Genomic DNA, 21,211 nt, shown 5'->3' on the forward strand with positions numbered 1-21,211 from the left:
TGGTGCCGCTCCGGTCTCGCTTCAACTGGAATGAAGTTAAAAGAGAAATGACCACAGTCGTATGACCTGCATCAAAATCGCGAAGAACAGGTCAGGCGTCTCCCTCTCGCAGTTTCACTCGAAAGGTTAACCGCAGTTGACGGCGGCCAGACGGCGCAGCCTCGTGAGACAGGCAAAGGACTTTCGAAATAAAAGAATAGGAGAGATGGACAAGGATCAAAACGCGAGGTTTCGCAAGCACAGCTTGAAACACCACCCGAAATTTAGTTTATAAATCAAAACATAATTCTTATATATTTCCAGAATCTTCCTGACCCTATCTCCCAGATGCGACAAATTAAGAAAACTATCAAATATCTCAACATAATCTTCTAATTCTCTTCCCCAAGGTAATTTATTAATGCATCCACCATCCTGCCCGGATAGGTTTAAAGCTAGTTGTATCTGCCATTTTTTCTTCACTTTTGTTAAAATGTGTTATTTTTTGGGCGCAGAGCTTTGATATTTTCCGACATCCGGTTGCACAACCCATGCCGGTAACCCGGTCGCAACGCTGGCGGCCCTGGAGGAAACGTTGACGGACCAAGTGACAGATCACGCCCTCGAACTGCCCTCATCGTCCAAGACTAACGGTCCAGCCCGTTCCGGTCAGCCCGGCAATCCAGCCAAAAGCGCGCCCAGGCGGCCGGAAGACCGTAGCCCTCCGGTACGCAGCGACATCGGAACAATCCTCCTGCACTGGACGCTGGTCGTCGCGATTGTCACCAGCCTGCTGACCGGCATGCGCCTGTCGGCAGATGCGGAAAACGCCTGGTTCTCGAAACTGTTCGAACCGATCCTGCCACAGGGCGAAATCTGGACCTGGCACTATGTGTCCGCCGTCTTCGTGCTGGCGCTCATCTTCGCCTATGCCGCCTATATGACGCTTGGCCGCCTGAAACGGCGCATTTCTTCGAAAAAGATCGTTGTGCTGACGCTTCCCGCCAGCACGAAACTGCGTCTGGCCGCTGTCAACGTCATTGCCTACTGGGTTCTGTTTGGTGCCGTGCTCACCCTGTCCGCAACTGGCGTCCTGCTCTATCTCGGACATGGCGGCATCTGGGTAACGGTGCATTACACCGCCGCCCTCGTGGTGCTGACCTATATCGTTGCCCATGTGGTGCTGCACTACTGCTACGGCGGTGTTGCCCAGTTGCTGCGTCTGTTCCGTCCGCAGTCCCTGCGCCGGTTCCCGGGCATGAGCCGCCATCCGCTTGCGCTTGCCCTTGCCCTCGGCGCGGTCGTTCTGGTCGCTGCCGTCAGCCTCGATTTTGCAACGCGAGACAGCCTTTTTGTCGCTGAAGGCGCCACGCTGCCCGTGCTTGACGGCAAGCTGGACGATGCAGTCTGGCAGTCCGCGCCTCCGGTTTTCATCAGGACCCAGCAAGGTTCGAACCTGAATGGAACGGGCGAGTCGACGGTCGAAGTCCGTGCTGTGCAGGTGGGTGACAAGATTGCCTTCGCCTTCCGCTGGGAGGACAAGAACCGTTCCCTGAAAAGGCATCCGCTGATCAAGCGTGAAGACGGTTGGCACATGCTGAACAACCGGGCCGATATTTCGGATGAGACCGCCTATTACGAAGACAAGTTCTCGGTCGCCTTTTCGACCACTGACACCTTTGGCGGCGGTGGTGCAACCCACATGGGGCCGAAGCCTCTCGGCGACAAACCGGCAGCCTTCAACAGCCGCGGCCTGCATTACACCACCGACGGCAGCCTGGTTGACGTGTGGCAGTGGAAAGCCGCGCGCGGCGGCATGCTGGGACGTGTCGACGACATGCATTTCTCGACACCGGTGGAACCGAATGAGGCCCAGGCCGCCGGCAAGAGCCGATACAGCGCCGGCTACAATCCCGACGAGGGCAAGGCGTTCTACGTCTACAATTACATCGGCGATCCCGAGACCCATTACCACGGCACGGTTGGTGTGCACCGGCTTCCGAACGACTACAAGAAAATGAGCGCACTGATGGGCACCATCGACCTGGCCACCGACGCGATCGCGGACGAGGGGTCGCAGTGGTGGATGTTCGAAGAAGAAAGCGTGCCCTACTCTGAGGAAAAAGATGCCGAAATTCCCGTTGGCACCGTTATTCCCGGCGTTCTCATCCAGGGCGAATATTCCGGCAGCCGGGCGGATCTCCTGGGCGGCTCCAAATGGCAGGACGGCTACTGGACGCTTGAAGTCGTCCGGGACATGGACACCGGCCAAAGCCAGGATCTTGCCATGAAGGATGGGCTGTTCATGTGGGTCTCCGTGTTCGACCACAACCAGACCCGTCACACCCGTCATTCACGACCCGTTCGGCTGACCTTCAATTGAGCCCCGCCTTTCCCGTCCTCCCCTGACGTTCTTTCAACGGATGTAATCAGACATGTCGAAAAGCACCTGCACGGTCACCATCAACGGGAAGGCCATCAAGGCCAACGTCGGCGATACGCTGATCGACGCCGGCCTCGGCGGGCGTCTTGTCATTCCGCACGACTGCTGTTCCGGCCAGTGTGAAACGTGCCGCGTACGTGTCTTGAGCGGCCAGATCGACGACATGGGGACAAGGGAAAAGGACACGGTGCTGGGGTGCCTGTCGGTTCTGGAAGGGGATGCCGAGATCGCGTTCGATCCGGTACCGCTCGTGAAGACGACCAAGGGCACGGTGGAAAGCATCCGGTCGATCAAGGACGACTACCTTGAAGTCCGGATCAGGACAGCGCGGCCGGTGCCCTGGTTGCCGGGCCAATATCTGCGCGCGACTTTTGCCGGCTATCCGCCGCGCGACTACAGCCCGACGACGCCGCTCAACCTGGATGCGGAAGAAAATGTCCTCGTGTTTCACGTCAAGGTGTATCCGGACAGCGTCGTGTCCTCGAAGCTGGGCAAGGAGATTGCCAAGGGGCATGCCGTGAAGCTGCGCGGGCCCTTCGGCAACGCGTTCCTGCGGCGGCAGCCCAACCCGATCCTGCTCACCTCGACCGGCACCGGTTTTGCGCCGATCTGGTCGATTGCCGTTGCGGCGAGCCTCGGGCAGCCCAGCCGAGAAATCCGGATCATCGCCGGGTCGAGGACACGGGACGGGATTTATATGCGCGACGCGGTTCGCTGGCTGCAAAGCCGGGGCATTCCCATCACCCTGACAGCCAGCGACGGGGATGGCGAGACGGTGAGCACTGCCCGGCCGCACGAACTTGCCGGCCAATTGACGCCCGATCATGTCGTCTATTCGGCCGGCGCGCCGTCTCATGTCGACGCCATGCGGGAAATCGCACTGAACGCCGGGGCGACATTCTACGCCGACCCGTTCTTTGTGGCGGAAGAAGACAGCGGCCTGCTGGCCCTTGCCGGAAACCTGCTGCGCAAGGCTTCCGCCCCCTTCAACTCGGCCTCGGCCGGCTGAAAAACTGCCGAAGAGCTCCTGAAACCTACTGGGCAGCCGTCGTCAGCGACCGCTCCCCGGCAAAGATCAGCTCTTCAGTGCTGTCGACCGGCATGGGTCTGCCGAGATAATAACCTTGTGCCTCGGTGCAGCCGATTTCGGTTAGCATGTCGAGAAGCTGTCTCGTTTCCACACCTTCGGCAGTGGTGGTCATATTGAGATTGTTGGCGAGTTCGATGACCGCTTTCACGATAGATATGGAATCGTCTGAATATGCCATCGACCGGACAAAGGATTGGTCGATCTTGATCTTGTCGAACGGGAACCGGCGCAGGTAGCTGAGCGAGGAATAGCCGGTGCCGAAATCGTCCATGGACACCTTCACGCCCAGCGACTTGGCCTGGTGCAGCGAGTCCAGAACGTCTTCGGAGTCCGTCAGAAGCACGCTTTCGGTCACTTCCAGCTCCAGCCGCTCGGCCTTGAGGCCCGTTTTCACCAGGGCTTCGATCAATACCGGGCCGAAGGCATGACCGCGTAGCTGCCGGGGAGACAGATTGACCGCAACCCGCAAATGATCCGGCCAGGTGGCTGCGATCCGGCAGGCTTCCATCAGCACCCATTCGCCCAGTTGGCTGATCAGGCCCGTGTCTTCGGCAAGCGGAATGAAATCGGCCGGCGAGACCATGCCGCGCTTCGGGTGGTTCCAGCGTACAAGTGCTTCGAAACCGGAAATCCGGTCATCCGCGAGTGTGTATTGGGGCTGGAAGTAAAGCTCCAGCTCGCCATTGGCGACCGCGGTTCTGAGATCGGTAATGAGTTCACGCCTGTCGTTGACGGCCGTGCCCATGTCCGTCTCGAAGAAGCGGTAGGTGTTGCGGCCGTCTTCCTTGGCCCGGTAAAGCGCAAGATCCGCCTGCTTGAACAGTTCGTCCCCCGCGGTGCCGTCGGCCCTGGCAATGGTAATGCCGATACTCACACCGATGACGATTTCATGGTCGGTAATCTGGAACGGCTGAGAAATCTCCCAGATGACCGACTGGGCCAGTTCCTCGACATCCTTCAGCCTGGATGGCAGCCCGGTGAGGATCGCGAATTCGTCCCCCCCCAGACGCACGACAACATCCTTGCGGCCGATCAGCTTGCGCAGACGCTCCGCCACCTGACGCAGCAATTCGTCGCCAATGGGGTGGCCAAGGCTGTCGTTGACGGTCTTGAACTCGTCCAGATCAAGGCAAAGAATGGCGAACTCGCCGCCTTTCACCAGCTGCTGGTTCAACAGCATGTCCAACTGGTCGCGGAACTCGATACGGTTCGGCAGCTGGGTCAGAAGATCGTGCCGCGCCAGGAATGCCAGCCGGTCACGCGCTTCCTGCCGCTCGGTGATATCCTCGGAAATCGCGACCCAGCCGCCTTCCGCCAGAGGCTGGCGAGTGGTCAGAACGATCCGGCCGGAGCTGATCTTCACCATTTCGGTGCTTTGCGAGCCACTTGCATACCTGTGATCCGGCAGGCGGGATTCGTAGAGCGCGGTTTCCCCGGGTTCGACGGCTTCCACTTTCTGAAGCGTGGCGAGCTGGGCGGCCGTCATGCCCGGCGTTACCTTGCCCGGTTCCAGCTGGAACAATTCCGCGTACCGCTGGTTCGAGACGATCAACCGGCCATTTGCGTCGAACATGCACAGGCCATGCGACATGTTGTTGAGCGCTGCGTCAAACAGGACGTTCTGCTCGCGCAACTGGGCTTCCTGAGAGCGCAGGATGGAGTTCTTCTCGTGCACGTGCTCGCGCAAGGCGTCGCGCTCTTTCACCGACCGCTGCAGGGAAACGACGGAGCGGGCAATGTCGCCGACTTCATCCATACGTCCCGTCCCCACGACCTCGCTTTCGAAATCGCCCGCGGCAATGCCGGTCAGAACCCGGGTGATCTTGGTCAGCGGCCGGGTAATCTGCCGGGACATCAGAAAGGCGACCGCGGCGAAGGCCACAAGCGCAATCAGACCGAACAGGAACAGCCGCCGAAGCAGCTTGGCTTCTTCTTCCGTTCCGATTCGCGTCAGTTTGTTCTGGACTTCGGTCAGCGCCTCGATGGGCGTCATCGCGCAGACGGTGACCGGAACGACAGGAACGCCGCATTCGATGACTTGCTCACCGTTGACGGTGATATTGGGCGTTTCCTGAGACTGCGCCAGATCGGGCAGAGTGCCGCTGAAATTCGCGGTCGAGATGATCTTGCCGTCGAAGACGATTGCCATTTCAAAGGAATTGATCTTGGCAAGATCCGCCAGAAGCGGTTCTTCCGGCCGCAGCCAACGCTGCGCGACCAGGCCGCCGATCACATAGCCGAAGTCGTCAAAAACGGGAACGAAGGCGATCTGCGAAACTTCGTTGACCTTGTCTCCGGGCACGAAAACGCCCGTTTCGGACCGCGGCAAGATGCCGGAGTAGGTCAGTTTCTGACCAGGAAAGCTCTCCTTCAGCGATCTGGAAACCTCCCTGAAGAAGCTCAGACCCTGTATCCTGGAGCCGAGCTCGACAAGATCCGCCAAATAAGAGGAAGCCCCGATCACATGGCCTTCCTCGTCCAGCACGACGATGCCGTCCACGTCCGCCAGTTTTGCCGCTCGACCGAGCAGTTCCGACATCGCCACGACATTGCGGGATTCAACGGCCTTGGCAGTGTCGACCCTTTCAGAGAGGGCATTTATCCGGCGCAGTCTGTCCTGAAACAGGAACTCCATACGGGTTCCGGCAAGTTTCACATCCGCATTCAGGGTTTCCACAAGACGCGATCGGGAAAGCTCAAGCAACTCGGCTTCCTGCCGCTGCATGCTGTCTTCAAGCTGGAACGCTACCAGTCCGATTAGACCGGCAAAAGCGCACACCGCCGTGAAAACAGCGCCGTATGTGTAATGCCAGAGAAGGGACGAGTGACGGATCATGTGGACCAATTGCATTAGTTTCCGATGGGAACACCACCGTAGTTGCTGATCAATGTGTGAGCCTGACCGGACTGTGCGAAGTCGATGAAGGCTTTCATGTCCTCATCGAGCGTGCCTTCCTTGTAGATCAGCGCAAGGGTCACCGAACTCGGGTATTCGGGGTCAGTCGGATGATGACCGTCAATTTTCAAGACGTTCAGGCCGTCTTCGAGCGGCTTCGAATAGGGGCCGAAGGCGATTGCTCCCTCAACCTCGCGGGCACTGGCAATCGAGTCCTGGGTGGTCAGGGCCGTTTTCGAGCGCGGGGAGAATTCCAGCTCTGTCCAGCCCGGCATGGTTGCCCTCAACACCTGCAAGGTGCTGTCCGCATCTTCGCGCCGCACGAGGCGCACGCGCAGATCCGCTCCACCCAGTTCAGACCAGTTGGTGATGTCACCGGAATACAGCCTGACGAGCTCGTCACTGGTCAGAGCTTCAACGCCCGAGGAAGGATGCGTGAAGATTGCGCTGGGGATTTTTGCAATCGGCAGATAAACGAGGCCGTATTCCACCTCGCTGTCCTTTAGCGGACGCGCGACCCGGCCCAGGCGTTCCGTGCCTGAGCTGACCGCTGCGATGCCGCCGCCGGAACCGATGCTCGGCGGAATATCAAGATTTATACCGGGGTATTTTTCGGCGAAGCCAGCCCCAATTTCCTGAAGCATTTCAAGGCCATCGCCGGTACCGACAACTTTGAGCGAAGATTGCGCCGAAGAAGCATCAGTCTGTAGGAAGAAAGTGCAAAAGGACAATGCCAAGGCAAATGCCAGTCTACGCATTTTTATCACCCGAAAATTGACGATACTATCTAGAGTGACATATTCAAGTTAACTAAGTGCTAAACCCCCGCCAGAAATTACAATAAACATGTAAGCAAAATTACTTTTTCAAATAGAAATAAAATAATGCCGAAATCAAACGAAGCGCCTCTCCGGGCAATATTTGCCTAGCATGCATATTTTACCGGCATAGCATATTTGTTCGTCTAGCAAAGTGAAGGGTTCGGGTGACCTGACTGGAAGCTGGAAAGATGTATTCAGCCTCCCCTTAGTGTTTCTACCTTCATCGACGTAAAGTTGTATCAATTAATCTGTGGCAGGGTTTCAAGGTGAGCCAATTCACTGATCAACTTGCCAAGCCTCCCGTCGACACAACCGACACTGACCCACAACCCGCAGAGTTCTCTCACCTTTTCGCCCTTGGCCTGTAAAAAGGCCGGCTTTCACCAATTGGGAGCTGCCGCGCTGGCGCGTACAACCAGATCCACGTCAACGATGACCGGTTCGGTTGCAAAGGTCTGCGAACTCTGGGAAGCGTCGATACAATCCAGCAGCAGGGAGACGGCCCTGGCGCCAAGCTCCCGCCTGTCCTGACGAACGGTTGTGAGAGCCGGGACATAAAACTCGGACAGTTCGATATCATCAAAGCCGACAACCGAGATGTCCTCGGGCACGCGCAAGCCGTTTGAAGTCAGGGTCGACATCAACCCGAAGGCTACCTGGTCCGAGCAGCAGAAAACCGCAGTGGGGCGATCATTCATCGCCAGGATCTGCTCGCCTGCCTTTCGGCCGGAGTCGAGCGAGAAATCACCACGAATGATCCATTCTTCCCGCGCCGGCAGCTCCAGCCGGGTCCGTTCGGCCATCATGCCCTCGCGCCGGGCGTGGGTGAGGACGTTTTCCTGCGGGCCGGTTATATGGGCGATCTTGCGGTGACCGAGATCATAAAGATGTCGGACCGCCAGTTGCGCCCCGCGAACGTTGTCGCTGCGCACGGAAGGCAACGCGACGTCATGTGCCCATTCACAGGCAAAGACGATCTTGCCCGAAACGCCGTTGTCCTCGAACAGCTGCAATTCCTCGGGCGAGATGGCGCCATCGAGACAGATCATGCCGTCGATCTGGGCATCCAGAAAATAGTCAACCACGTGTTTGCCGCCCGTAGTGTGGTCCTTGGTGTCGGCGATCAGGACCGAATAATCCCGACTGCCGAAGGCCGCGCTGATGCCGGCCAGGATCTGGGAAAAGAACGGGTTGCCGAGGTTGGGCACCAGAACGAGAATGGCGCCTGCCTGCTGGGTGCGCAGATTGCGTGCCGCCCGGTTGACCCGGTACCCGGTGGACCGGATGGCCGCAAACACGGTTTGGCGGGTTGCCTCGGTCAAAAGTTCGGGATTGCTGAGCGCCCGGCTGACCGTTGCCGTCGATACTCCTGCCGCGCGGGCAACATCCTGAATCCTTGCAATTTTCTGGGCCAAGGCCTGCTCCGGTTTTTCTTGCTCAGGGGCCTGGACTGCCGCCGCCGCCCTGTCTTGTTCGTCCTTGAGGCTGTCAGGCCCTACATTCCGGGTTGACACAAGACCATTTCCCGAGAATGATGAAATGTAATCGATTACATATAGCACACAATAAAATGTAATCGATTACAAAAATGCGGTGGAGGCCGCATAGTGAGGACAATCGGACAATCCACGTTCGATGGGAGGAAATGATGAAAGCACTACGTGCAGTTTTTGCAGCTACCACCGCCCTTTGCGCAGCCACGGCCGCCAATGCGACCGACCTGGAAGTCACCCACTGGTGGACCTCCGGCGGCGAAGCAGCCGCGGTTGCTGAATTCGCCAAGGCATTCGATGCTACCGGCAACAAGTGGGTCGATGGAGCCATTGCCGGCTCCGGCGGCACAGCCCGGCCGATCATGATCAGCCGCATCACCGGCGGTGACCCGATGGGCGCGACCCAGTTCAACCACGGACGCCAGGCAGAGGAACTGGTGGAAGCCGGCCTGATGCGCGACCTCACGGACATTGCGGAAGAAGGCAAATGGAAGGAAGTCATCCATCCTTCCAGTCTGCTCGACAGCTGCACGCTGGACGGCAAGATCTACTGCGTGCCGATCAACATCCATTCGCAGCAGTGGCTCTGGCTGAACAACAAGGTTTTCGAGGACAACGGCCTGGCCGTTCCGACCAACTGGGACGAATACGCAGCTGCCGCACCGAAGCTTGAAGCGGCCGGCATCGTGCCGCTGGCCATGGGCCAGCAACCCTGGCAGACGACCCTGGCGTTCCAGGTGCTTCTGACCGCGCTCGCCGGACCGGAAGCCTATACAAAGATTTTCGGCGAGAAGGATGCCGAGCTTGCCGCCAGCGATGAGCTGGCAAAGGTTTTCCAGGCCGCCGCGACCGCTCGCGACATGTCCAAGGACTCCAACGTTCAGGGCTGGAACGATGCCACCACCATGGTCATCACCGGCAAGGCCGCAGGCCAGATCATGGGTGACTGGGCGCAGGGCGAATTCCAGGTCGCCAATCAGGTTGCCGGCGAGGACTACACCTGCCTGCCCGGCCTCGGCGTCAACGAGGTCATCATGACCGGCGGAGACGCGTTCTACTTCCCGAAAGTGGACGACCCGGCCATCACCGAAGCTCAGGGCGAACTGGCGAAGGTCATGCTCTCCCCGGAAACGCAGGTTGCCTTCAACCTGAAGAAAGGCTCGCTGCCCGTGCGCGGCGACGTCGATCTTGCGGCTGCAAACGACTGCATGAAGAAGGGTCTCGACATCCTGGCCAAGGGCAATGTCATCCAGTCTCCGGATCAGCTGATGTCGGCCGACAGCCTGACCCAGGTCAACGACCTGTTTGTCGAGTTCTTCAACAACCCGTCCATGACTGCTGAAGACGCACAGGCAACGTTCGCGTCGATCGTCGGCAACGCCGACTAAGGCAGCAGCAAGAGCCCGCCACCTGCCAAAGCCGCATCCTGTCACGTGTTGAGAGACTGTGGCGGCAGGTGGCGTCCTCCGGCCCTGCGCGCTCCGGTGCGCAGGGAGCATCCGGCCTTACCCTGGACGACGTCTCGACAAGGAAGTTTTCGGCATGTCCGCAGCTACGCGCCCCGCGAGGTGGCATCGGAACATCAGCGCCAAGGTGGCCGCGATTCCGATGATCATCACCGCCGTGGTGGTCTTCATCGGTGGAACCGCCTGGACGGTTCTTTATTCCTTCACCAACTCCAAGCTCCTGCCGCGTGAGAAATTCGTCGGCCTTGCCCAGTACGACCGGCTGTGGAGCAGCAGCAAGTGGCTGATTTCCATCGAGAACCTGGCCATCTACGGCGCTTTCTCGCTGGTTTTCTCGCTGCTGATCGGATTCATTCTGGCGGCTCTCCTCGACCAGAAGATCCGCTTCGAGGACACGTTCAGGACAATCCTGCTCTACCCCTTCGCGCTCAGCTTCATCGTTACCGGCCTTGCCTGGCAGTGGATTCTCAATCCCGACTTCGGCATTCAGCACGTGGTGCGCAGTCTCGGCTGGGAGAGTTTCAACTTTGACCCGCTCTACAATCCCGAGATCGTCATCTATGGCATCCTCATCGCCGGCCTTTGGCAGGGAACCGGGCTGATCATGTGCCTGATGCTGGCGGGTCTGCGCGGGATTGACGAGGACATCTGGAAGGCCGCCAAGATCGACGGCATCCCGATGTGGAAGACCTATCTCTTCATCGTCATCCCGATGATGCGCGGCATCTTCATCACTGCCATCGTGCTGATCGCCTCCGGCATCATCAAGGTCTACGACCTGGTCGTCGCCCAGACCGGTGGTGGGCCCGGCATCTCGTCCGAAGTTCCGGCCAAATACGTCTATGACGCCATGTTCCTGTCGCAGAACCTCGGCCAGGGCTTTGCCGCCTCCACCATGATGCTGCTCACGGTCATCATCATCGTCGTGCCCTGGGCCTATCTCGAATTCGGAGGCAAGCGGAAATGACCAAGGCGCCCCACCTCCTGAAAGGCTCCATGACATACGATACCGCGATGGAAACCGGCCCCGACCGGGCCCTGCGGCACGGCGACGGCACCTCGTCCGGGAACCGCATGGTTGAAGGCCCCGCCGGGCGCAAGCCGCGCAAGGTGCTGTCCCGCCGGAACATCCTGATCTACGGCACGCTGATCGTCGTCTGTCTTTATTACCTGCTGCCGCTTTACGTGATGATCGTCACCTCGCTGAAGGGCATGCCGGAAATCCGTCTGGGCAACATCTTTTCGCCGCCGGTGGAGATCACCTTCCAGCCCTGGGTAAAAGCCTGGGCGGAAGCCTGTACCGGCCTCAACTGCGATGGCCTGTCACGCGGCTTCTTCAATTCGGTCAGAATCCTGATCCCGTCGGTGATCCTGTCGATCGTGATCGCCTCGGTGAACGGCTACGCGCTTGCCAACTGGCGCTTCAAGGGGTCGGAAACCTTCTTCACCATCCTGATCGTCGGAGCCTTCATTCCCTATCAGGTGATGATCTATCCGATCGTGATCATGCTGCGGGAAATCGGGCTTTACGGCAGCCTGACCGGTTTGGTGATCGTGCACACCATCTTCGGCATGCCGATCCTGACGCTCTTGTTCCGCAACTATTTCGCTTCCGTGCCACAGGAGCTTTTCAAGGCGGCACGCGTGGACGGGGCCGGGTTCTGGGCGATCTATTTCCAGATCATGGTGCCGATGAGCCTGCCGATCTTCGTTGTCGCCATGATCCTGCAGGTGACCGGCATCTGGAACGACTTCCTGTTCGGCGTGATCTACACCAAGCCGGACCTCTATCCGATGACGGTGCAGCTGAACAACATCGTCAACTCCACGCAAGGGGTGAAGGAATACAACGTCAACATGGCCGCAACGATCCTGACCGGCCTCGTTCCCCTCACCATCTACTTCATCTCCGGAAAACTCTTCGTGCGCGGCATCGCCGCCGGTGCGGTGAAAGGCTAACGAGACACCCCATGGAACCAAGCATCTCCATCAAGAACCTTTCCCTGAGTTTCGGTAACCTTGACGTTCTGAAGGATCTTAACCTCGATGTCGGGCAAGGCGAATTTCTCGTGCTGCTCGGCTCGTCGGGCTGCGGAAAATCCACCCTGCTGAACTGCATTGCCGGATTGCTGGACGTCACCGGCGGGCAGATCTTCATCGGCGGGCGTAATGTAACCTGGGAGGAGCCCTCGCAGCGCGGCATCGGCATGGTGTTCCAGTCCTATGCGCTCTACCCCCAAATGACCGTTGCCGGGAACCTGAGCTTCGGTCTGAAGAACGCAGGCCTGCCCAAGGCGGAAATCAAGGAAAGGGTCGACCGGGCGGCCAAGGTCCTGCAGATCGAACCGCTGCTCAACCGCAAGCCGGCCGCACTTTCCGGCGGCCAGCGCCAGCGCGCCGCCATCGGCCGGGCCCTGGTGCGCGACGCGGACGTTTTCCTGTTCGACGAACCACTTTCCAACCTGGACGCCAAGCTGCGGGCGGACCTGCGGGTCGAGATCAAGCAGCTTCACCAGAAGCTCTCCAACACCATGATCTACGTCACCCACGACCAGATCGAGGCCATGACGCTGGCGGATCGGATCGCCATCATGCGTGGCGGACAGATCCTGCAGCTGGCCTCGCCCAACGAGATCTACAACCGTCCCGCCAGCAAATATGTGGCCGAGTTCATTGGTTCACCGACCATGAATTTCTTTGACGGTCATCTGGAAGAAACCGGCGGAACCTACCGCTTCACGTCCGGAGGAAAGACCTTCTCGATTGATGGTTACGCCTTCCAGGACGGCCCTCCGGCAGCAGGCCCGGCATGGTTCGGTATCCGGCCCGAGCACATGGTCAGCGGTGCGGAGGTGGAAACGGCCCCTGTGCGGTTCGACGGGCATGTGGAACTGGTGGAACCGCTCGGCTCGGACACACTGGTCCGCCTTACCATCGGCGACAGGACGCTTTGGGTGCGCATGGACGGACAGGCAACCATCCGGCACGGCGATGCCATCTCGGTCGGGTTCGATCCCACCCGCGCCAATCTTTTCGACAAGACAACGGAATCCCGGCTCTAGACCGGCGCTCACTCACTTCAGGCCCACTTTTCAGGCCCCACTTCAGGACACTCAAGATGGATATTTCCTTCCAGCTCTATTCCGCTCGCGACTTCACCCCCTGGGACGGCGTTCTCAAGCGGCTTGCCGACCTTGGCTATACCCAGGTCGAAGGTTTCGGCGGCAACTACGAGAACCCGGCAGCCTTCCGCGAGATGCTTGACGCGAACGGGCTCAAGATGCCGTCGGGCCACTTCTTTCCGATGGAGCAGTTCGAAGACGACCTCTCCAAAGTGATCGACACCGCAAAGACCCTGGGCATGGAGCGGATCTTCGTTCCCGCCGTTCCGCCGGAGCAGCGCATTCCGGACGCAGCCATGTGGCAGTCCATCGCCGGACGCCTGGAAACCATTGGCGAAAAGGTCCGCGACGCCGGGCTGCGGTTTGGCTGGCACAACCATGATTTCGAGTTCAAGGCCTGCCCTGATGGCCGTCTGCCGATGGATATCCTGCTGGAGGCTGCCCCATCCATCGAATGGGAAGCCGATATTGCCTGGATCGTGCGCGGCAACCAGGACCCGCTCGACTGGATCGAGAAATATGCCAGCCGCATCACCACGGCCCACGTGAAGGACATCGCGCCCGACGGCGAATGTGCCGACGAGGACGGCTGGGCGGATGTCGGTCAGGGAACCATGGACTGGCAGGGGATCTTGAAGGCGCTTCGCAATGTCGGGGTCGATCTGTTCGTGATGGAACACGACAAACCATCGGATTTCGACCGTTTCGCAACCCGCTCCATCGCAGCCTTCCGCGCCTATTGAGGTAACCCCATGAGCAAGACACTTGGCATCGGCATCCTTGGATGCGGAAACATTTCGGCCGCCTACATGCGCCTCTCTCCACTGTTCAGGGGCATCGAGGTGCGCGCCTGCGCCGACATCAATGACGTGGCCGCAAAAGCCCGCGCCGAGGAATTCGGCCTCAGGGCGGAAACCGTCGACGGCCTTCTGGCGGCAAGCGATATCGACATTATCGTCAATCTGACGGTGCCTGCGGTGCACTATGAAGTCTCCAGACGCGTTCTGGAGGCCGGCAAGCATGTATATTCGGAAAAACCGTTCGTGCTCAGCCTGGAAGAGGGCGAAGCCTTAGCCGTGATCGCAAAGGCAAAAGGTCTCCGGGTGGGCTCGGCGCCGGACACATTCCTGGGTGGAGCACACCAGCTTGTACGGCATCTGATCGACAGTGACGCGATCGGCAAGGTCACTTCGGGAACCTGTTTCGTGCAGAGCCCGGGCATGGAAATGTGGCATCCGAACCCGGACTTCTTCTTCCAGCCCGGCGGCGGTCCGATCCTTGATCTCGGGCCCTATTACGTTTCCAATCTGGTCCAGCTTCTGGGGCCGGTGAAGCGGGTCTGCGCCATGAGCTCCTCGGGCTCCGAATACCGCACCATCACCTCGCAGCCGCGTTACGGCGACAAGATCAAGGTGGAAACGCCGACGACCATTCACGCGGTGATGCAGTTCCAGTCCGGTGCCCAGATCACCTATTGCGCGAGCTGGGACGTCTGGCAGCACGGTCATTCCAATATGGAGCTTTACGGCCGAGAAGGCACGCTCCACGTTCCGGATCCGAATTTCTTCGGCGGCGAAGTGCGCATGACCGACAAGGGCAGCTTCGTAACGTTGTCGGAAGCCTGGCAGCATCCGTTCTCCAAGGCAAACGACCGCGGACACGCCAATTACCGGACGGCCGGTCTGGCGGATATGGCCCTCGGCATCCTGGAAAACAGGCCGCACCGTTGCTCTTTGGAGTTTGCTCTGCATGTTGTCGATGTGATGACGTCGATTCTCGCTTCCGGCGAGAGCGGAACGTTCATTGACATCAAAACCACCTGCGAGCGCCCGGAAGCCCTGGACCCGCAGGCGGCGAAGGCCCTTCTAGTCTAACGGGATAGCAAATGACCTGGACAGCAGCGGAAACGCGCTACGACACCATGGAATACCGCCGATGCGGGAAATCCGGCTTGAAACTGCCGGTGATCTCGCTCGGCCTCTGGCACAATTTCGGCGACGACACGCCGCTCGACACGAAACGGGAGATTGCCAGGACCGCCTTCGATCTCGGCATCACCCATTTCGATCTTGCCAACAATTACGGCCCGAAACCGGGTTCGGCGGAAACCGCCTTCGGCGAGCTGCTGCGGACGGACTTCGCGCCCTACCGGGACGAGATGATCATTTCGTCGAAGGCCGGCTACGAAATGTGGCCAGGGCCTTACGGCGAATGGGGCAGCCGCAAATATCTGATCGCGTCCTGCGACCAGTCCCTGAAGCGGATGGGGCTGGACTATGTCGACATCTTCTATTCCCACCGCTTCGACCCGCAGACCCCATTGGAAGAGACCATGATGGCCCTCGACCACATCGTGCGATCCGGCCGGGCGCTCTATGTCGGCATCTCGTCCTATAATTCCAAACGGACACGGGAAGCGGCTGCCATTCTGAAGGACCTGGGCACGCCATGCCTGATCCATCAGCCGAGTTATTCCATGATCAACCGCTGGGTCGAGGACGACGGACTGCTGGACACGCTCGACGACCTCGGCATTGGCTCCATCGCGTTTTCGCCGCTGGCGCAGGGCATGCTGACCAGCAAATACCTGAAGGGTATTCCGGAAGACAGCCGGGCGAACCAGGGCAAGTCGCTGAAGACCCAGTTCCTGAGCGAGGAAAACCTCGCCACCATCCGGGCGCTCAACGACATCGCCGAGAAACGGGGACAGACGCTGGCGCAGATGGCGCTGGCGTGGGTGCTGCGCAACGGCCGGGTGACATCGGCGCTCATCGGTGCAAGCCGCGCCAGCCAGGTGAAGGACTGTGTCGGCGCGGTTGCCAATCTCCAGTTCTCCCAGGACGAACTTAAGCTGATCGGGGAAACCACCCGCGAGGCGGATATCAACCTGTGGGCTGCCTCGGCGGAACGGAAAGGACCAAGCCGGAAATGATCCGAAATCCCATCCTGCCGGGCTTCAACCCGGACCCTTCGATCTGCCGGGCAGGCGATGACTACTTCATCGCCACCTCGACCTTCGAATGGTATCCGGGCGTCCAGATCCACCGGTCGAAAGACCTGGTCAACTGGGATCTGGCCTGCCGGCCTCTGAACCGGGCGAGCCAGCTCGATATGCGCGGCAACCCGGACAGCGGCGGCATCTGGGCGCCGTGCCTTTCCTATGCGGACGGCCGGTTCTGGCTGGTCTACACCGACGTCAAACGGTTGGATGGGAATTTCAAGGACGCGCACAACTACATCGTCACGGCCCCTTCCATCGAGGGGCCGTGGAGTGACCCGATCTACGTCAGTTCGCACGGGTTCGACCCGTCACTGTTTCACGATGACGATGGCCGCAAATGGTTCCTGGTGCTGCAATGGAACCACATCTCCAATTCCGTCGGCGGACATCCGCGTCATCCGGCCTTCGACGGCATCCTGCTGCAGGAATGGTCGGAAACCGAAGGGCTGAAGGGCGAAATCCGCAAGATCTTCTCCGGCAGTCCGCACGGCCTGACAGAGGGCTCCCATCTTTATAAGCGGGACGGCTGGTACTATCTGACCGTTGCCGAAGGCGGCACCGGCTATGGTCACGCCGTCACGATGGCCCGGTCCCGGTCCATCGACGGGCCATACGAGCTTCATCCGCAGACCCATCTCATCACGTCCAAGGACTCGCCGGACGCACCGCTGCAGCGGGCGGGCCATGGCCAGATCGTCGAAACGCCGGACGGCAAGGTCTACCACACGCATCTGTGTTCCCGGCCACTGCCCGGACGGTTCTCGCCGCTGGGGCGGGAAACCGCGATCCAGAAATGCGAGTGGCGGGACGATGGCTGGCTTTACCTGGAAGATGGCGGCACTGTTCCGAAGGTCGAGGTGCCGGGCCTGACTGCGGCAGCCCCCCGTTCACCTCAACGGGTGGACCGCAGTTTCACCGGAGACAGCTTACCGCCGGAGTTCCAGTGGTTGCGCACGCCTTATCCGGAGCGTCTGTTCACGCTGACCGGAACCGCCCTGCGCCTGACGGGACGGGAAAGTGTCGGCAGCTGGTACGAGCAAGCGCTGGTGGCCCGGCGGCAGGAACACCTCAGCTACCGCGTGGAAACAACGCTCAACGACTATGCGCCGACGACCTACCAGCAGGCGGCCGGACTGACGACCTATTACAACCGGCACAAGTTCCATTTTCTGGCTGTCAGTTGGACGGAACGGCTCGGCCGCTGCCTGACGATCCTTTCCTGCCCAGGCGACTGGCCGGACGGGCGCATGTCGTTTCCGGCAGACCCGGTCGCACTTGCGGAAGGGCCGGTCGAGCTTGCAGTTGAGGTCGATGGGGCCGCCCAGCAGTTCTTCTGGCGTCAAGAGGGCCGCGACTGGACGGCCTTCGGGCCGGAGCTCGATGCCAGCGTGATTTCGGATGAAGGCGGACGCGGTGAACATGGCTCCTTTACCGGTGCCTTTGTCGGTATGCTGGCCTTCGACATAACCGGACAGGGCAAGACCGCCGATTTCAGCAGATTTTCATATGTACCAGAGGGAACGTAAGGCAACCGACCTTGCAAACCCCGTTTAGACTAGGGAGATATTCATGGCTGGACTGATCAAGGGGCCCGCAATTTTCCTGGCCCAGTTTGCCGGAGACGACGCTCCGTTCAATTCGCTTCCCGCAATCGCCAAATGGGCCGCGGGCCTCGGCTACAAGGGCATTCAGATCCCGACCTTCGACAGCCGCCTGTTCGATCTCGACAAGGCTGCCGAAAGCGAAGCCTATTGCGACGAGGTCAAAGGCATCTGCGCCGACGCCGGCGTCGAGATTACCGAGCTTTCGACCCATCTCCAGGGCCAGCTCGTGGCGGTACATCCGGCCTATGACCTGGCCTTCGACGGCTTTGCGCCATCGCAGGTTCACGGCAACCCCAAAGCCCGGCAGGCCTGGGCAGTCGACCAGATGAAGAAGGCGGCGATTGCCAGCAAGCGGCTTGGCCTCACTGCGTCCGTCAGCTTCACCGGGTCGCTGGCGTTTCCCTATCTCTACCCCTGGCCGCAGCGCCCCGCAGGGCTCATCGAGGAAGCGTTCAAGGAACTGGCTGCGCGCTGGAAACCGATCCTCGATGTCTATGACGAGAACGGCGTCGATGTCGGCTATGAAATCCACCCTGGCGAGGATGTCTTCGACGGCGCAACCTTCGAGATGTTCCTGGAGGCGCTCGGTGGTCACAAACGTTGCCAGATCAACTACGATCCGTCGCATTTCCTGCTGCAGCAGCTCGACTATCTGGCGTTCATCGACATCTATCACGAGCGCATCTGCGCCTATCACGTGAAGGATGCCGAGTTCAATCCGGACGGCCGCCAGGGCGTTTATTCCGGTTATCAGGGCTGGGTCAACCGCGCCGGCCGGTTCCGGTCCCTGGGCGATGGCCAGGTGGATTTCTCCGGCATCTTTTCCAAGCTCGCCCAATACGACTATGACAGCTGGGCCGTTCTGGAATGGGAATGCTGCCTGAAGTCACCCGAACAGGGCGCTGCGGAAGGCGCGCCCTTCATCGAGCACCACATCATCGAAGTCACCGACAAGGCCTTCGATGATTTCGCCGGCGGCGAGACCGACCAGGAACAGATCCGCAAGATGCTGGGGTTCTAGAACAACTCAATGACGTATTCTGCAACAAAAATTGAATCAGCAATTTCGCGATGTTCACGGAAATTTAGAGTCCTGCGTGGGAAAATTCCCACAAAAGCGCTAATTACCGTTGTATGATTCTTACAGCTACTGATTTGGTTAGGAGGATGGATCATGGCAATGCTGTCGATCAAAACCGATGACGGCCTTCTCCAGAAGCTCTCGGAGAGCGCCCAAAAAAAGCTTACGAAAGAACAAATTAAGAAGCAAAGGGTATCAATTGTATTTGCTGGCATGCCCAAAAATAGCGGCATGACTAAGGTAGAAATCGAAAAGGTTCTAGCTGAAAGCGAATAATCTTTGATACTGTTCGATCTAGATCCAACAGAATACAGTCCAAACTATCAGGCGCTTCAAGTTTCAAACTTGAAGCGCCAATATGATTTTTTAAAATCAATAGTTGAAGCTTCAATAGCTACAAATAGAATTTATGTCTCACAGACTGTCTTAAAAGCATTTAATTTTCACGCAATTGTTTGCCTTCACTCGGACGCCGGTCAATTCAGGCGCTGCGAAGTCAACTTAGGCACCGCGAAAGATGCTCATGAGCCACCTATGTGGATTTATGTGCAAGCCCTAATGGATGATTTCGTTAACCAAATAAATACGAATATTGCCACGGCCGACCCGGTTGTTTTAGCCAGCTTTGCGTTGTGGCGACTGAATTGGATACATCCCTTCATAAATGGGAACGGCAGAACTGCTCGGCTGACGGCATATTACATATTGTGTATGCGCGCAGGAGGTATGATAAAGGGCGCAACAACACTACCAGAACTTCTTAGACGTCATAGAGGTGAAAAGGCTGACCCATACGTCGCAGCGTTGAAGTTGGTAGATGCCGGTTACAAAGTTGGCAAATTAGATTTGACGCCACTACACAATCTTGTGTCTGAATTACTTAGTGAACAATTAGATAGCGAAGACGCGCCGCCGGAAGATTTTTAGGAATCGGCTCAATTATCTGTAACATAAAAATAACCTCAACTCATAGCAGCAAGTGCGAGACCGAAGGGGCGTAGAGGGCGTCGACGGCGGCGGCTGTCGCGCCGAGGGCAACCGCTGTTGCGCCTGAGGTGCCGATACGGATCCTGCCTTCTTCCGGTGAACCGTCAAGGCGGCGGGGAAGCGGGGAGGCGCTGTCGAGGAGTGCCTGAAGGAACTCCGGACAAATGATGCCCCCGAGGATCAGCGCTTCCGGGTCGAGCATCATTTCGATCATGTTGATCATCTGGCGCATGAGCGGCGCGACATCGGCGATCCAGCCAAGGACCGCCGGGTCGCCTTCAGCAAACAGGGCCTCGATCCGCGCGACGGACCCCGGCTCGGTCGGCTCCAGGCCAAGTCTTTCGCACAACGCGTTGAGCGACAGGTACCGTTCGAGGCAGCCGGCGTTGCCGCAGGAGCAGGCAGGACCTTTCGGGTCGATCACCACATGGCCGATTTCACCGGCGTTTTTCGATGCCCCAGGATAGAGCGCACCATTCAGGACGAAGCCGGCCCCAAGGCCCATGCCGAACTGGATGAAGGCGAAGCTGTTGAAGCTGCGGCCAACCCCGTAAACATGCTCGCCCAGCGCCGCGGCGGAGGCATCGTTCTGCAAGACCACAGGCAGGCCGACCGCCGACTGCAGCTCTGCCAGGTTTTCCTGCGAGCCGAAGTCCGAAAAGGTGGTGGCGTCCGTTCCGCTCGATGACTGCGCGCCGGTTTCGAAGGGCCCGGGTGCGGCGAGGCCGACGCCAAACAGGCGTTTGGCCATGGCCGGATGGACCCTGCGGAAGTCTTCGACCATCGACAGGATCCGGCTGTTGGCGGACTCAGGTGTGGCTGCGGCCATGGGGGCGGCCGACTGCCAGACAATGCTGCCCAGAAGATCGCAGGCAATCGCCGTCACCGACAGCCGGTCGACGTGAAAGCCCAGACTGTAGGCATGATCGGGCTTGAGCTTGACCATCATGCCGGGATGGCCGCGCCCCCTGGCCTTCTGGGCATGCATTTCGACAATACCGCGGCTTTCCAGCTCGCCGACGATGTTCTGCACCGTCTGGCGGGAAAGCGACGTGATTTCAGATATTTCCGTACGACCGATCGGCCCGCGAGTGCGGATGACTTCCAGCACCACGCGGTGATTATGCGTCTTGGCACGGGTGAGGTTGGTCCCGCTGGTGCGGAAGGAGGCAAGGATCGGCGCGCTGTCGTTCATGGCGCCAATAGACCAGAAATTATTTTTTCTATC

The 21,211-nt window shown here is 59.1% G+C and carries 17 protein-coding genes; 13 read left to right on the forward strand and 4 right to left on the reverse strand.

All coding sequences use genetic code 11. The features are described from left to right. The first annotated feature begins 574 nt into the window (after positions 1-574). Positions 575-2,362, forward strand: a complete 1,788-nt coding sequence (locus V1T76_RS19340) for an ethylbenzene dehydrogenase-related protein (RefSeq protein WP_330562275.1) — start codon at positions 575-577, stop codon at positions 2,360-2,362. A 52-nt stretch (positions 2,363-2,414) separates the two neighbouring features. Then, positions 2,415-3,431, forward strand: a complete 1,017-nt coding sequence (locus tag V1T76_RS19345; RefSeq protein WP_330562276.1) for a 2Fe-2S iron-sulfur cluster-binding protein — start codon at positions 2,415-2,417, stop codon at positions 3,429-3,431. A gap of 25 nt (positions 3,432-3,456) precedes the next feature. Here the strand turns inward: V1T76_RS19345 and V1T76_RS19350 are convergent, their stop codons facing one another. The 3 genes from V1T76_RS19350 to V1T76_RS19360 form a co-directional block, all read right to left on the reverse strand. Continuing rightward, complete coding sequence (locus V1T76_RS19350; RefSeq protein WP_330562277.1) at positions 3,457-6,363, reverse strand: bifunctional diguanylate cyclase/phosphodiesterase; 2,907 nt, start codon at positions 6,361-6,363, stop codon at positions 3,457-3,459. Then, the gene (locus V1T76_RS19355) at positions 6,363-7,166 is read right to left on the reverse strand and encodes a PstS family phosphate ABC transporter substrate-binding protein (RefSeq protein ID WP_330562278.1); all 804 of its coding nucleotides are present in this window, start codon (positions 7,164-7,166) and stop codon (positions 6,363-6,365) included. Before V1T76_RS19355 ends, V1T76_RS19350 begins: the two co-directional genes overlap by 1 nt. A 443-nt stretch (positions 7,167-7,609) precedes the next feature. Next, positions 7,610-8,644 carry a LacI family DNA-binding transcriptional regulator gene (locus V1T76_RS19360; protein ID WP_330562279.1) on the reverse strand — a complete coding sequence of 345 codons (1,035 nt, stop codon included), beginning with the start codon at positions 8,642-8,644 and terminating at the stop codon, positions 7,610-7,612. A gap of 230 nt (positions 8,645-8,874) precedes the next feature. Between V1T76_RS19360 and V1T76_RS19365 the strand changes: the two genes are divergently transcribed. The 11 genes from V1T76_RS19365 (at position 8,875) to V1T76_RS19415 (ending at position 19,923) form a co-directional block, all read left to right on the forward strand. Beyond that, on the forward strand, positions 8,875-10,110 hold the full coding sequence (locus V1T76_RS19365; protein WP_330562280.1) for an ABC transporter substrate-binding protein: 1,236 nt from the start codon (positions 8,875-8,877) through the stop codon (positions 10,108-10,110). Between the two features lie 154 nt (positions 10,111-10,264). Further along, entirely contained in the window at positions 10,265-11,155 is an 891-nt protein-coding gene (locus tag V1T76_RS19370) for a carbohydrate ABC transporter permease (protein ID WP_330562281.1), read from the forward strand. Positions 11,156-11,262: 107 nt separating this feature from the next. Continuing rightward, the gene (locus tag V1T76_RS19375) at positions 11,263-12,147 is read left to right on the forward strand and encodes a carbohydrate ABC transporter permease (protein WP_330562349.1); all 885 of its coding nucleotides are present in this window, start codon (positions 11,263-11,265) and stop codon (positions 12,145-12,147) included. 11 nt (positions 12,148-12,158) lie between these two features. Beyond that, the gene (locus V1T76_RS19380) at positions 12,159-13,250 is read left to right on the forward strand and encodes an ABC transporter ATP-binding protein (RefSeq protein WP_330562282.1); all 1,092 of its coding nucleotides are present in this window, start codon (positions 12,159-12,161) and stop codon (positions 13,248-13,250) included. 56 nt (positions 13,251-13,306) lie between these two features. Further along, a complete protein-coding gene (locus tag V1T76_RS19385) occupies positions 13,307-14,053 on the forward strand; it encodes a sugar phosphate isomerase/epimerase family protein (RefSeq protein WP_330562283.1) in 747 nt (248 codons plus the stop codon). Between the two features lie 9 nt (positions 14,054-14,062). Next, on the forward strand, positions 14,063-15,184 hold the full coding sequence (locus V1T76_RS19390; protein WP_330562284.1) for a Gfo/Idh/MocA family protein: 1,122 nt from the start codon (positions 14,063-14,065) through the stop codon (positions 15,182-15,184). An 11-nt stretch (positions 15,185-15,195) separates the two neighbouring features. Further along, positions 15,196-16,242, forward strand: a complete 1,047-nt coding sequence (gene mgrA, locus V1T76_RS19395) for an L-glyceraldehyde 3-phosphate reductase (RefSeq protein ID WP_330562285.1) — start codon at positions 15,196-15,198, stop codon at positions 16,240-16,242. Next, positions 16,239-17,837 carry a glycoside hydrolase family 43 protein gene (locus tag V1T76_RS19400; protein ID WP_330562286.1) on the forward strand — a complete coding sequence of 533 codons (1,599 nt, stop codon included), beginning with the start codon at positions 16,239-16,241 and terminating at the stop codon, positions 17,835-17,837. Before mgrA ends, V1T76_RS19400 begins: the two co-directional genes overlap by 4 nt. Positions 17,838-17,880: 43 nt before the next feature. Continuing rightward, complete coding sequence (locus V1T76_RS19405) at positions 17,881-18,936, forward strand: sugar phosphate isomerase/epimerase family protein (protein WP_330562287.1); 1,056 nt, start codon at positions 17,881-17,883, stop codon at positions 18,934-18,936. Between the two features lie 153 nt (positions 18,937-19,089). Further along, positions 19,090-19,272: a hypothetical protein gene (locus V1T76_RS19410; protein ID WP_330562288.1), complete on the forward strand. Its 183-nt coding sequence runs from the start codon at positions 19,090-19,092 to the stop codon at positions 19,270-19,272. A 3-nt stretch (positions 19,273-19,275) separates the two neighbouring features. Continuing rightward, positions 19,276-19,923, forward strand: a complete 648-nt coding sequence (locus V1T76_RS19415; protein WP_330562289.1) for a Fic family protein — start codon at positions 19,276-19,278, stop codon at positions 19,921-19,923. A 40-nt stretch (positions 19,924-19,963) separates the two neighbouring features. Here the strand turns inward: V1T76_RS19415 and V1T76_RS19420 are convergent, their stop codons facing one another. Next, positions 19,964-21,178, reverse strand: a complete 1,215-nt coding sequence (locus tag V1T76_RS19420; protein ID WP_330562291.1) for an ROK family transcriptional regulator — start codon at positions 21,176-21,178, stop codon at positions 19,964-19,966. Positions 21,179-21,211 lie beyond the last annotated feature (33 nt).

The organism is Roseibium sp. FZY0029 (assembly GCF_036350355.1).
Taxonomy (GTDB): domain Bacteria; phylum Pseudomonadota; class Alphaproteobacteria; order Rhizobiales; family Stappiaceae; genus Roseibium.